Origin of the sequence: Lactiplantibacillus sp. YT640 (genome assembly GCF_049745435.1) — a bacterium.
Lineage (GTDB): Bacteria > Bacillota > Bacilli > Lactobacillales > Lactobacillaceae > Lactiplantibacillus > Lactiplantibacillus plantarum.
On sequence record NZ_JBMNVY010000045.1, the window covers coordinates 1 to 12,328 of the forward strand.

The 12,328-nt window shown below is 42.8% G+C and carries 11 protein-coding genes and 1 pseudogene; 8 read left to right on the plus strand and 4 right to left on the minus strand.

Features of this window, described 5'->3' with window-relative positions; translation table 11 throughout:
* Positions 1 to 355: 355 nt before the first annotated feature.
* The 3 genes from ACOV1R_RS14665 to ACOV1R_RS14675 are packed head-to-tail and all read right to left on the minus strand — an operon-like array spanning position 356 to position 1,767.
* Positions 356 to 790 (minus strand): hypothetical protein, encoded by a 435-nt coding sequence (locus tag ACOV1R_RS14665; RefSeq protein ID WP_015826011.1) that lies wholly within the window; start codon positions 788 to 790, stop codon positions 356 to 358.
* 51 nt (positions 791 to 841) lie between these two features.
* The gene (locus ACOV1R_RS14670; RefSeq protein ID WP_003642413.1) at positions 842 to 1,396 is read right to left on the minus strand and encodes a DUF4352 domain-containing protein; all 555 of its coding nucleotides are present in this window, start codon (positions 1,394 to 1,396) and stop codon (positions 842 to 844) included.
* Between the two features lie 8 nt (positions 1,397 to 1,404).
* The gene (locus tag ACOV1R_RS14675; protein WP_003642412.1) at positions 1,405 to 1,767 is read right to left on the minus strand and encodes a DUF4064 domain-containing protein; all 363 of its coding nucleotides are present in this window, start codon (positions 1,765 to 1,767) and stop codon (positions 1,405 to 1,407) included.
* A 24-nt stretch (positions 1,768 to 1,791) separates the two neighbouring features.
* On the opposite strand from ACOV1R_RS14675, the gene ACOV1R_RS14680 reads away from it, so the two are divergent.
* Together ACOV1R_RS14680 and ACOV1R_RS14685 are read left to right on the plus strand one after the other, a co-directional pair.
* A complete protein-coding gene (locus tag ACOV1R_RS14680) occupies positions 1,792 to 2,898 on the plus strand; it encodes a serine/threonine protein kinase (protein WP_021357081.1) in 1,107 nt (368 codons plus the stop codon).
* 309 nt (positions 2,899 to 3,207) lie between these two features.
* Positions 3,208 to 4,122: a hypothetical protein gene (locus ACOV1R_RS14685; protein WP_003642410.1), complete on the plus strand. Its 915-nt coding sequence runs from the start codon at positions 3,208 to 3,210 to the stop codon at positions 4,120 to 4,122.
* An 81-nt stretch (positions 4,123 to 4,203) separates the two neighbouring features.
* Here the strand turns inward: ACOV1R_RS14685 and ACOV1R_RS14690 are convergent, their stop codons facing one another.
* Positions 4,204 to 5,397, minus strand: coding sequence for an SAM-dependent methyltransferase (locus tag ACOV1R_RS14690; RefSeq protein ID WP_003642409.1), 1,194 nt, complete (start codon positions 5,395 to 5,397; stop codon positions 4,204 to 4,206).
* A 142-nt stretch (positions 5,398 to 5,539) separates the two neighbouring features.
* On the opposite strand from ACOV1R_RS14690, the gene ACOV1R_RS14695 reads away from it, so the two are divergent.
* From ACOV1R_RS14695 to ACOV1R_RS14720, 6 genes and pseudogenes are all read left to right on the plus strand, one after another.
* A complete protein-coding gene (locus ACOV1R_RS14695) occupies positions 5,540 to 6,577 on the plus strand; it encodes a hypothetical protein (protein WP_015380969.1) in 1,038 nt (345 codons plus the stop codon).
* A gap of 371 nt (positions 6,578 to 6,948) precedes the next feature.
* Positions 6,949 to 8,103: an ROK family protein gene (locus ACOV1R_RS14700; protein ID WP_011102065.1), complete on the plus strand. Its 1,155-nt coding sequence runs from the start codon at positions 6,949 to 6,951 to the stop codon at positions 8,101 to 8,103.
* A 155-nt stretch (positions 8,104 to 8,258) separates the two neighbouring features.
* Entirely contained in the window at positions 8,259 to 9,332 is a 1,074-nt protein-coding gene (locus ACOV1R_RS14705; RefSeq protein ID WP_003645342.1) for an AI-2E family transporter, read from the plus strand.
* A 75-nt stretch (positions 9,333 to 9,407) separates the two neighbouring features.
* Positions 9,408 to 10,100: a 2,3-diphosphoglycerate-dependent phosphoglycerate mutase gene (locus ACOV1R_RS14710; protein WP_003642405.1), complete on the plus strand. Its 693-nt coding sequence runs from the start codon at positions 9,408 to 9,410 to the stop codon at positions 10,098 to 10,100.
* A 156-nt stretch (positions 10,101 to 10,256) separates the two neighbouring features.
* Positions 10,257 to 10,505: a hypothetical protein gene (locus tag ACOV1R_RS14715; RefSeq protein WP_003642404.1), complete on the plus strand. Its 249-nt coding sequence runs from the start codon at positions 10,257 to 10,259 to the stop codon at positions 10,503 to 10,505.
* Between the two features lie 1,344 nt (positions 10,506 to 11,849).
* Positions 11,850 to 12,245 (plus strand): annotated as a pseudogene (locus ACOV1R_RS14720) (ATP-binding cassette domain-containing protein); the annotation flags it as partial.
* Between the last annotated feature and the right edge of the window lie 83 nt (positions 12,246 to 12,328).

Sequence of the window (12,328 nt, forward strand, 5' to 3'; positions counted from 1 at the left end):
TAAGCTCGCTCATGTTTATCTGGCTACGGTCTACATTGCCTCAATTTGCATCTTACTTAAGTAGTTTTAAGACGGACCCTAGTTAGTTGTTTGATTATTCTAGGGATAACTAGATTCAATGTTGTGAGTTTTAACGAGGCCTTCTGGTACTTTATCTTATTTGTTCGATACATCCCGTTCATTGTATTGATTGAAACCATCATTTTTATCTTTGACCTAGATTGAGCAAACCAGGCCCTAATGAGTTGAATGCTCATTAGGGCCTGGTCTTTTATTATTCTAAAACCTGGTTATGCCGAACTTTTAGCTGGCGTGAGTCTGACATAGGACATTAGTGAGGATGATGGCAACTACGCTAATCTTCGTCGGTAATCGTGCCTAGACCGTATTGATAAAGTAGTTCATCAGTACGATTAAGATCAAAGCGCTGACTAAGTGCGAAGATGACCAGAGCATCCCATTCATCCTTCGCATAAAGGACGGCGTAACCAGTTCGCTTGAGCATCGTGTTAAGCTCGGTCAGGGTCAGTTGAAAACCGAATCCGAGGGCGATGATGCGAGCCCGGTTAGGTCGGCGCTTGCCATCGAAGTACTGGTAACCGATCGAGGGCGTTAGATTAGCGCGCCGAATGACTTGGCTTTTAGTGACGTGTTTGATTTGAATAAGCTCGGCGAGGTATTCCGCCGGATTGGTACGAATAAAACTATTGGCCATATTTGTCATAAATTGGTCGGCCTCACTTGCATGTTTGATTTCGTTAAATAGTTCCTTAGTTGCGCGTTCTACCACGGTTAGTGCCCCCCTAATACTCCTTCTTAATTAGTATTAGTGTACCAGAAACTACTGTAATTTAAAGGTCAAATGCCGATCACTGAAGTAGCTGGGATTGTAGATGAGTTCAACGGACCCATCTGCTTTGGCTTGACCAGTCATGGTACCACTGACAGAGCCACCAGCGGTCAGGTCACCACTATCTAATTGGTTATTTTCATCAATGTTGATCTCATCTAGGCTAGTTTGGTTACCGGCGGCCTTGATTTTAAAGTCAAACGGGTTATAGCTGACTTTATCTCTACCGCTATTTTTCAATGTTACGGTGACCGTATAATATTGATTGCCAGTTTTAGGCTGAACATCATTGAGCGTCGTTGCGGTTTTAACATTATTAACCGTTACTTGCACGTGATCGATGGTGGCTGTCTGCCCGACTTTATAAATCGTATTTGCCGGGGTTTCCTTAGCGGTGGACTTGCTAGCGCTGGTCTTTTTGGTCGTCGCTGCTTGTGAGTTTTTACCGTCTTGTGGAGAATTGACGAGGCTGATGACAAAGAAGATGCCAAGGAGAATCAGGACCCACGCCCACCATTTTTGATACCAAGCTTTCGTTTTTTGCATGAGCTTACCTACTTTCTTAGTGCTAAGCCGCCCGCAATAACAATGAGCAGACCGCTTAGAATCCCGAAGAAGCTGACAAAGACGAAGTTAAGAATCCCACAAAGGATGATCAACCAGCCCATTAAAACGTGATTGCGGTTAATCATGACACTTAAAATAATCGCGAGGACAGAGACAATAATGCAGCCAACGCCAAGATTGCTGACCCCAGCCGATCCGCTGGTTTCTAAAGCACTACCGATGCCGCCGATGGTCATCGCCAGTAAGCCGGCAATGATACCGAAGATACCGCCAATAATTCCTAAAACTAATTCGGCTGTTCGCGAATGGGGTGCGACTGGTGTGACTTCGTTATTCTGATATTTTGACATTGTAATTCCTCCAAAAGTATGGTTATGATAAAAGTTAGTAATTTTGATAAAAAGGGGGGTGTCACGGTGTTACCGATTGTTCAAGCAATGCAATTGTTAAGTACGGCTGGTTATGAACCACTAGGACCATTAGTTGCGCAACGCGAGTTTCCGTTACTGGTTAAGAAGCAACAGGTTGTTTCGGTAGCTAAACTAGTAAATCCTGATAATATTCCTGTTCTACAGCGTTTGAAGCAGCAGCCAATTCCCCGAATGCCCCGGATCGAAGCATTATTAACGGCGGCTGATTGCATTGTAAGTGTTGAGACCTTAATTAATGGTCAAACACTAGCGGATCGATTGGCAACACAAGGACCGTTTTCCCCCGAAATGACGGTGCGCGTCGCACAAGAATTGTTGATAACGCTACAGGCGTTGGGGCAACAACAAATTGTGCATCGGGACCTTAAACTAAGTAACGTGATGTGTTATCGGGATCACTACTATTTGATTGACGTCAACGCAGCGCGACAATATCATGCTGAGCAAGACAGTGATACTCGTTTATTAGGCACGATCGGTTTTGCCGCACCTGAAAACTATGGCTTCGCCCAAACGGATCAACGGAGCGATCTATATTCGTTAGGGGTCGTTCTAAACTGTTTGTTGACTGGTCAAGAGCCGAGCGGGCCGTTAGATACAACGACACTGACACAGGATTCAACATGGGCCCCGATTATTATGAAGGCCACGGCCCTAGACCCACAGCAACGATATCAAAGTGCGACTGCAATGTTAGCAGCGTTACCTGGTCATGAGCATTATCGGCCGCACCGTCAATCAATGATTAAGCGAATACAGGCCCGGCAATGGTGGCCGAAAGTCAAACGACCTTTACAAATCAGTTTGTGGGGCCTCTACATCTTGCTCGTAGTTGCGACCATTGGTGCTGGCTTTGATAACACGACTTGGCCCGCCCGCGTCGATTTTTGGACCGAGGGTTTTATGATTATCGGGGCGCCACTGATTGCGCACTATGCCAATCAGTGGTTAAAACACCATTGGTCGGTATTACGTTGGCACCGATATCGGTGGTGGTTACGAGTAGCAGAAGCCATCTTCATATTTTTGATGTTAGGCCGTAACGGCTAGTGTACGTAGGCTGGTTAACCAATTACTAGTACGATAAATAGCATAACCGTTTAGTTATCAAAAGGCTTATGCAAAATGCATAATTTTCTGACTGCGTTGGCGCGACGACTGAATTCGACTGGGTAAGACTTTACTCAGTCGAATTTTGATTTAGAGGTCAGGAAAGTGGTTGAAAATAATCCTGAAAACTGTTGATGTGTTTTCAGGATTATTTGAGGAGACGATTGTATTTATGGTACAATGCTAGTCGTTGACGTTTGATAATATAAATATATCTAATTAAATATAAGAAAGGAATATTTTGTCGAAATGGATTTAAAGCAAAGCGATGGTTGGCGATACTTAGCTGGGTGGAGCTTCATTCTATTAATGGTGGCGAGTGCCACATTGCAACATGATGCGGAAATCATTTTACCCGAAATCGGTGCTCTGACAGCCGGGACGTGGGTTTATCGTAAGACGGCGTGGACTCGGCAACCCTTAAAGTTATTCTTAGTACCATCTGGAACTGCAATTATTGGCTTCTTAGTCAATCAACTACCTTGGTCGTACGCCCTCAAAGTGCTTGTCGGTCTATTACTGATGCTATTATTATTGAAGGGGTTAAAATCGAATTTGGCGCCAGCCTTTGCTACTGGCTTACTGCCAATTATCATTAATGCAACGCACTGGACCTTTATCGTAGCCATCTTTTTCTGGACTATTTGCCTGATGATTGGGGCTTGGATTCAACGACCGCGATCAATCTCACGGGTAACCGAAGCTTCTGCTAGTCGCTGGCAAATGCTCGGCTTTATCAGCCTAGTTTTTGTCTGGGTGGGTATTGTTTGGCTAGCGGGACAGTCCCAGATGGCCGCAATCCCACCCGTGATCGTCGTTTTCTTTGAAGCGGCTCAACAGTCTGAATATACGGTAACGACCGCACTTAAGCAGTGGCTTGCATTGTCGGCTGCTGCTAGTATTGGGGTCGGCATTCACCTATTGATTGCTTCGTGGCTATTAACGACGGTCATTGCCTTACCACTTGTGTATTTGTGGTTACGGGCGCTTAACTTACAATTGCCAGCAGCGTATGCCTTTCCACTATTAGCCTTAGTGTTACCAGCCAATATGTTTAACAAACTACCGACATCCGCCGGTTTAGCGGCCGCTTTCTTCCTAGGATCGTTACTCATCTACCATCAGATCTTGGGTTGGGTACGCATGGCGGTGACTGAAAGCTAGTTGTCAGTCATTCCTGAAAAATGGTCAAAAAAATACCAACTATTTCGAAATAATCGAGATAGTTGGTATTTTGGCATTTAATTAAGCTTTATTGATTCGGTTATCCGCATACATGTATTTCCGGGTCATTGGTAAGGTTCGTGATGAAGCACCTTTAGTTACGAGGTACTGCATGACGTCAATGTTACCAGACTGGAAGGAAGCGGCACAGGCTTGTAGGTAGAGATCCCACATGCGAGTGAAGCGCACGCCCATCTTTTCTTCGATGGCAGCGCGCTTAGCGTTAAAGTTTTTATCCCAGATTTCAGTCGTCCGTTGGTAATGGCGACGGAGGGTTTCAACGTCAGCGACTTGTAAGCCGGCGTCAACAATGTGTTGTAAGTTTTCGGTCATCCCAGGAACGTAGCCACCTGGGAAAATGTACTTATCTAACCAACCGTTAGTGGCGCCACCTTGTTGCCGGGTGATGCCGTGCAATAAGGCAACGCCGTCAGCTTTAAGATAGTGGTTAACGCGTTCAAAGTACATTGCTAAGTTGTCCTTACCGACGTGTTCGAACATCCCAACACTGGTAATGTAGTCGAAAGTTTCGTCGCCAAGTTCACGGTAATCTTGTAACCGGACTTCAGCAACATCACTGAGGCCTTCATCCTTGATGCGTTGAGCAACTAGGTTATATTGTTCTTGTGATAACGTGACCCCGACGACTTTTAAGCCGTATTCTTTAGCGGCAGTCAACATCAACGTACCCCAACCGCAACCAATGTCTAGTAAGGTCTTGCCAGGTTGTGGGTTGAGCTTTTGAATGATGTGATGAACCTTATGAATCTGGGCTTCTTCTAATGTATCAGTGTCATGTTTGAAGTAAGCACAAGAATAGGTCATGGTTGGATCAAGCCACATCTTGTAGAAGTCGTTACCCACATCGTAATGGCTTTGGATGTCTTGTTGACTCTTCTTTTCAGAGTGAGATTGTTTAGGCATGAACTTCTTGAACTTAGAATTGTTGAAGAAACTTTCTGCCGATTCGTAGGCCGATTCAATTAATTTTTGAATACTGCCATCAATTTCAATTTTGCCATCCATATAAGCTTCACCAAGGGCAATTGAAGCGTTCTTGGTGATTTCACGCATTGGAATGGCTTCTTTAAAAGTCACCGTGACTTCTGGTGTGCCTTCACCATAAGTTTCACTACTTCCATCCCAGTAGTTGACTGTGACGGGCATATTGAATGAGTGGCTTAGAAGGGTGTGGTAAAAGGTTTTTTCTAGCATTGCAATAAGGATCCTTTCTTCGTAAAATACACTAATTATTATACGCTTATGAAAACAGTTTTGTAAGCACAACGAATCGCGACCTGATTCGTAAACATGTTATAATAAATTAATTACAAAATCAGTTGATGGGGGTGTCGTGATGAAAAGATGGATGTGGATCGTGTTTGCAGTAATTATCGCTGTGGGGGTTGGTAGTTATTCATATACGCGGTACCGTCTGCAGGAAGACTCATACACGGCTGAAATGCGAACTGGTGAGCGGGCACTGCAAGCGCGGAATTATACGTTAGCGGAGACGAGTTTTACACATGCGACCAGAACGAAAGCTAGTAGTACTGAGGCGCAACGGTATTTAACCCAGACCCAGACTTATGTGGCTGGTCAAGAAGCATTGGCTGCGCGGAAATTTGACATGGCTAAACGTGACTTTATGACGGTTAAGACGACCAAGCACGGTGCAGTTACGTTAATTAATCAGGCCCAAGAACAACTTGCCTTAATAAAAAAAGTGCAACAAAAACGCAAGACTTATCAACAACAGTATCAGAAAGCTGCTGAGCTGAATAAAGCGAATGAGTTTACGGATTCTAACGTTGTAATTGCTAAGTTATTGCAGGATAAGGCGTTTAAGCAACGTTACTATCAGGATATTCGGAAAAATGTGTTGGATTTACAGAAACAAAATAATGCGTCACTCAAGACATTGACCGGTTCAGCGCCGGTGATCCCGAGTGCGGCACAAGCGGTTACGGGGATGACCGGAAGTCAGCAACAAACGCAACGCACGCCAACCACTAAACAGCAGGCGGCTGCTTCATCATCAACTTCCTCAGCTAACCATTCGATGGGCTCGTCAGCTGCAGCTAACAACAGTTATGGTGACAGTCAAGTGCAGACGACTCGTGCTGAGTTGACCGCGCAAGGGCTCGACGGCAGTAGTTATAGTGATGCCCAAATTCGTGCTATTCTGCAACGAGCAGCGGCGCAACACCTCTCACTGGCGCAAGCTGCCCAAACGATGAATTATAGCTCTGATCAGATTCAGGCAACGCGTGCGGAGCTAGCGCAAGCTGGATTTAATGCTAGCCAGTATACGGATGCCCAAATCGAGGCCATTTTACAACAAGCCAGTTTACAACATATGTCTCTGGCGCAAGCAGCGAGGTCGTTGCAGTAATATAAACAATTTAATAACAGTATGGAAGTCCACTTAACAATCATCGATAAAACACCTACTTTTAGGTGTCAATCGGTGATTTTTTTATAAAAACTGTTATAGAATGTAGGAGTAAGGACGGAAAGTTTTCGTTCTTGATATTTTGGTTCTACGGGGGCGGTCATTTTATATCGGTATTGACCTTTTTTTAACGTTCATATGTCAAAATGGGTATAAAATTGACTATTTTGTGTACTATTTTTGTTTGATGCTATAGAATATTAACAGATTAGGGGGTTAAGGTGCCCGTTGATGATTGAATTAATGGCAGACCAAATTAACATGATTTGGTAAAGTAGTTCGATTGTCAATGGTGGGCATCGAAATTCAGTATGATTATTAATAAACATGTAATGCGCAGTACGAATGAAAAGCAAGTTCTGCAGCAGGTTATTAACGAAGGACCGATTAGCCGGAGCCAGATTTCACGGAACTTGAGTTTGAATAAAGTGACGGTTTCAGATATTTATAATCAGCTACTGCGGACCCAGTTCATCAAGGAAATTGGCTGTGGTGTCAGCACGAAAAACGGCGGTCGTAAACCAGTGATGGCTGAGCTGAACGTGAACTATGGTTTTGTGGCCAGCATTGACATGACAGCTGACGCAGTCAAACTTATGTATTCACGGTTGAATGGTAAAATTTTGCACTTTCAAAGCTTTAAGACGAGCGATATGACGTTGACGGATGTCATTGATTTGATTGAAGATCAATTACGGAACGTTGATGACTATGGTACGATTCATGGTCTGATGGGGGTCGCCATTGCGCTGGATGGGATTATTTATGAGAATAAAATTCTCAAGACACCGATCAAGGGACTAACACACTTTGATCTAGCAAAGTATTTACGTGATAAGCTACGGATTCCGGTTGTTCTGGAAAAGAAAGCTAACTTAACGGCCGTTTTTGAACGTGATTTCCATGACAACGAGATTTTCGATAACGTGGTTTCGGTAGTCGTTCGCGATCAGATTCATGCGGGCATCGTGGCTGATTCGCGACTATATTCTGGTCATGAAGGCGAAGCAGGTGAAGTGGGGACTGCTTTGTTAGAAGATCGGCACGTTGAGGACCACTTGGCATCAGTTAACGATTATGCTTCTGAAAAAGCCTTGTGGGCTCGGTTGAAGGCCATCAAGCATGTTGAACGATTAGATTTAACGACGGTCAAGCATGACTACATCAATCATGATCCGGAAGTGACAAAGGTCTTCGATGACTTTGTTTACTATCTATCTAAAGTGATTGCGAATGTTTCCACGGCGTTCGCGCCGGATGTGGTTGTGTTGAACACGACCGTTCTAGAAATCTTGCCACAACTATTGACTAATGTTCGGGAGAGCACGGCCAAGCTAACTTCGCCAAGCCGGCAAGTTCCAATCATTGCAACCAAGAACGTACAATCGGCGGCCTTGTTGGGTGGCGCCTCAGTTATTATTCACCAAGCACTAGGATTAGAGAGCTTAAAGATGCAGTTCTCATAAGTTATTAAGTGTTTATTTAAACGAACGTGTGAAGTTTATCGTGCGATTAGTGATAAACTTGACACGTTTTTTGTTGATTCACAACGGCCTTTTAATTTTTATTGCTGAGACTTTCCGTTAGAATAGGAGTAAGGGATAGTAGAGGGGTGGATTTTGTGGAATTTTGGTCACAGTTAATACGAAATGTGCGCTGGCGGCGCGCCTGCGTATTGGCGTTGATTGTGTTAACGCTATACTTGGCATCAAGTATGATGAGTATTATTTTATTAACGTTTATTTTTACGTTCTTAGTGACGCGGTTAGTTCGGGCAGTTCGGCGGTGGGTGAAGATTCCACCGACGATCATTGTCCTAGTGGTCTACGCACTAGTCATTCTTGGAATTTACTTTGCTGTATCGATTTATTTACCGCAGTTGATCAAACAAACTTTTTTGACGTTTGAATCAGTCTATCGGTTTTATCAGAACCCATCACATGATACTAACCAAGTGTTGACGTGGGTGACATCGTATTTTCAAGAATCGGATATACTCAAACAATTGAAGGGCGGCATTTCAGTTGTGTTCCAGTATATTACTAATATTGGTAATATGGGACTAACCTTCTTCTTATCATTTATTTTAAGTTTCTTCTTTACGATTGAGGATCATCAGATGCGGGTCTTCACGAAGCGCTTTTTGACTAGTACGTTTGGCTGGTTCTTTCAAGACGTCCATTTCTTTGCCAAAAAGTTTGTGAATAGCTTTGGCGTTGTTTTGGAAGCACAGTTTTTGATTGCGATTGTCAATACGGTGATTACGGTGACCTTCATGGCAATCTTGAAGATGCCTCAACTGATTAGCTTGGGATTAATGATCTTTATTTTAAGTCTGATTCCAGTCGCTGGGGTGATCATTTCAGTCGTACCGCTGAGCTTGATTGCCTATTCGGTTGGTGGGTTGCGCTACGTGGTCTATATGCTCTTAATGATTTTGGTTGTGCACGCCCTAGAAGCCTATGTCTTGAATCCCAAGTTTATGTCGAGTCGCACGGAGCTGCCCATTTTTTATACGTTTGTCGTATTGCTAGTGAGTGAGCGTCTGTTTGGTGTCTGGGGATTGATCGTCGGTGTACCGATTTTTAACTTTATTTTGGACATCATCGGCGTGAAACCGGTTCACCGGCCGCGACCTAACATTAATCTGAAAAAAACGATTACTTTCCACCCGGATTCTGAAAATAAGCGCTGATATTGTTTTGATTTTTCGCTTTTTCAGTGTAAAATAGGGTGAGTAAATAACTTAAGAAAGAGGTCATTAACTGCTATGGCAAAATTAGTATTGATTCGTCACGGTCAAAGTGAATGGAACTTATCTAACCAATTTACTGGTTGGGTTGACGTTGATTTAAGCGAAAAGGGTGTTGAAGAAGCTAAGGCTGCTGGTCAAAAAGTTAAAGAAGCAGGCTTAGAATTCGATTACGCCTTTACTTCAGTTTTGACTCGTGCCATCAAGACTTTGCACTATGTGCTTGAAGAATCCGACCAACTCTGGATTCCAGAAACCAAGACTTGGCGTTTAAACGAACGTCATTATGGTGCATTACAAGGATTGAACAAGAAGGAAACCGCTGAAAAATACGGTGACGACCAAGTTCATATCTGGCGTCGTTCTTATGATGTTTTACCTCCATTATTGAGTGCCGATGATGAAGGTTCAGCCGTTAACGATCGTCGTTACGCTGACTTAGACCCTAACATCGTCCCTGGTGGCGAAAACTTGAAGGTTACCTTGGAACGCGTTATGCCTTTCTGGGAAGACCAAATCGCACCTAAGTTATTAGATGGCAAGAATGTAATCATTGCTGCCCACGGTAACTCATTACGTGCCTTAAGCAAGTACATCGAACAAATCAGTGATGATGATATCATGGACCTTGAAATGGCTACTGGCGAACCAGTTGTCTATGACTTTGATGAAAAGTTAAAGGTTCTTGGTAAGGAAAAGTTAGGCAAATAATTTAATAGTTATTTACTAGTTTTTTGGAGCACTCCGCTGTCTCAGGGGAGTGCTTTTTTGGGCGCTGAGGTCTGATAAGAGTAATTTCTGGAAATAAGACCAGCTCCCAAAACGGCAGAATGAGAATAAAGCAGAGAATTGGAGTTAAAGCTAAATATGAGTGAAAAAGTAGCAGCAGATGAAGTGACACAACGTGAAATGATCCGGATTATTGGTTTGTTCCGCAAGCAAGGTTTCAAGGGGAACTACCTGAGTTTTCAACATGTGGCTGATGAAGGTGCCGCGTACTTCGTGGTCATGGGTGACGAAAACAATGGTAACCAGGGCTTGTTCAAAGCTAACTTATTGACTGGTGACGTGGCGTTCCAGTACATGTTGGATGAGGACCATGTGGTAAGTAAATAGATACCTGATAATTAGTATAAAAGCGTAGTCGTTATTTTCATGATGAAAGAGATAAAGTGCCCCCCCCTGAGTTGAAGTAAATCCAGACTCAGGGGGGGGCACTTTAGTGCCAGCCAGAGATTCTCATCTTTGGATTTTTTAACTCGATCATCTGATTGTACCTACTGTCAACCACTCTTTTTCTGTAAAAATAGTTCTGATAACATGCCGTAAAGGCAGGTACCAAGAATAAAGATGGCCCAAAATATATCGGTAGTGGATTCAAATCCATGACTGTAATGCATCAGGACAGAAATAAAGAGAAGTAAAGAAATCCAGAATCTAAAGCTACGATAAAAATTTTTTTGAATTTAAATTTCATTTTTATTGCCTCCAGAATATTTGACCACATATTAATGCTGATGGAAATATTAGTCCAATCGTTAATGTTTAAAGAGATGGTTAACGAACGAATCTTCACGGTGACAGTTAGTTGTTAAAGATTTCAAACAGCAAAATAAATTTTCTTTGAAGTTAAGTCGCCATTTTTTAATGTTCTTTTATGCTTACTATTTATCAGCACTTCTGGATGATTTGTATCATAATTCCTATTATATAAAGTGAGTCCCCTGAGTTGGAGTAAATCCAGACTCAGGGGGGGTACTATGTTTTCGGCCTAACTGATAGTTACGTGGATGCTGGCAATAAGCCAGCATTCAAAACTTCAAAATAAGAGTAAAAAAAGAATTGGAGTTACAGTTAAATATGAGTGTAAAAGCAGCAGAAGTAACACAACGTGAAATGATTTGAATTATTGGTTTGTTCCGGAAGTAAGGATTTAAAGGTAATTACCTTAGTTTCCAGCACGTCGTTGATGAAGGTGCAACATATTTTGTTGTCATGGGTGACGAGAACAACGGTAATCAAGGGTTATTCAAGGCCAACTTGTTGACTGGTGAAGTGGCGTTTCAGTATATGTTGGACGAGGACCATGTGGTAAGTAAATAGGTTTCAAGTTAAAAGAGGTAATCCAATACTTAGGATTGTCTCTTTTTTTGAAATAATTTTAGGTTCAGCATTTCAGGATGTTACTTTGGTGGAATGAAAGGTGACTTACACAGGGCAGAATGTTCATCTTGGAACCATTTGAACAGAGATTGGCATTCTATAGCCTTATCGTTAGTGCTTTGGCAGCGCAACCTGTTGAATGCCTAATGTGGCAGTTCTCAGGCCTAGTTGCGTAACCCTTAGTTGCGTGAATTTGCCTCTTCTTTTGCGGAATATCTGGCTTTAATTGCTTGTAAGTAATTGGAAGATGATTGAAATTAAGAGTAAAGGATTAGAACAAGTTTGGAGGAGATTCATATGTTGACTTTGAGAGACGTTAATACGTTTATTCAACGTAAGCAGATTATTAAACAAGCTACCTTTACCCTTAATCCGGGAGACATTGTGGGACTGGTCGGTCCAAACGGGGCTGGTAAGACCACAATTATGAAGACTATCTTAGGTCTCACTAAGTTTGATGGCGTCATTTTGGTTGATCACGTTCCGGTTACAGAGGCCAATCATGCTGCGCTTACTAATGTTGGCGCATTAATTGAACATCCCGCTATTTATCCCTTTTTAACGGGACGTCAGAACATGACGCTCTATTCACGGGACCCTCAAGACCTAGAATATTTAGTGAATCTACTGAAGATGTCTGGGTACATTGACACCCTGGCAAAAGAGTACTCATTAGGGATGAAGCAGAAGTTGAGAGCGTAAAATATCTTGTGTAAATGCATAAAAGATTTCTGAATTGTATAGAAATAGGGAATGCCTTCCCTTATGATATTTAG